Source organism: Vibrio sp. 2033, assembly GCF_033339735.1.
In genome coordinates, this window is record NZ_JAWOVC010000555.1 from 1 (window position 1) to 603 (window position 603).

Below are 603 nucleotides of genomic sequence, written 5' to 3' on the forward strand. Positions count from 1 at the left end.
CCCAACCAGCAAACAGACGCTTACTCAATGCAAACACAGCCACTTCTGCCGCAACGCCTAGACTCCACAAGTAGCCGATCACGTCTTCTGAGTGACCCGCCGCTTTCCAGTGAATGGCACTAAAGCCGTAGTACGCCGCATGGCTACCTTGGATAAGTGACACCAAAACCAAGAACTTCACCACTGATTTATCGGTAAGCAGTGCGGATAATTTCGGACGTTCAGCATGCTGGTCACCGCGAGTGACAGGCATTGGATTGATACTGCGCATCGCGAAAAGCAATGAAAAGAACACCCCAACCATCGCGGTGTACACAATCATATCCGAGCCAAATTCTGCGACAAGGAAACCCACCACCGTTGAACCCGCAATGAAGGCTATAGACCCCCACAAACGCGTGCGCCCGTAATCCAACATTTTCAAGCGAGCGTAGTAGTTTGCCATCGCATCTGATAGCGGTACTACCGGACCACAACACAAGTTAAACAACACCGTTGCCAATGCCATAAGCCAAAAACTTCCGCCCGTAAAAAAGTGGAAACCAACAAAAATGAGGGCAGCAAAACTCAACCAACGCAACGTTGGCATTAGATGTTTAACTC

Annotated in this window: 1 protein-coding gene; it reads right to left on the reverse strand. The window is 49.6% G+C overall.

The genetic code is table 11. The annotated features are described in order from the left end of the window. Positions 1–603, reverse strand: a 603-nt coding sequence (locus R7P74_RS27760; RefSeq protein WP_318123889.1) for a 3-phenylpropionate MFS transporter, incomplete at both ends; no start/stop codon positions are given.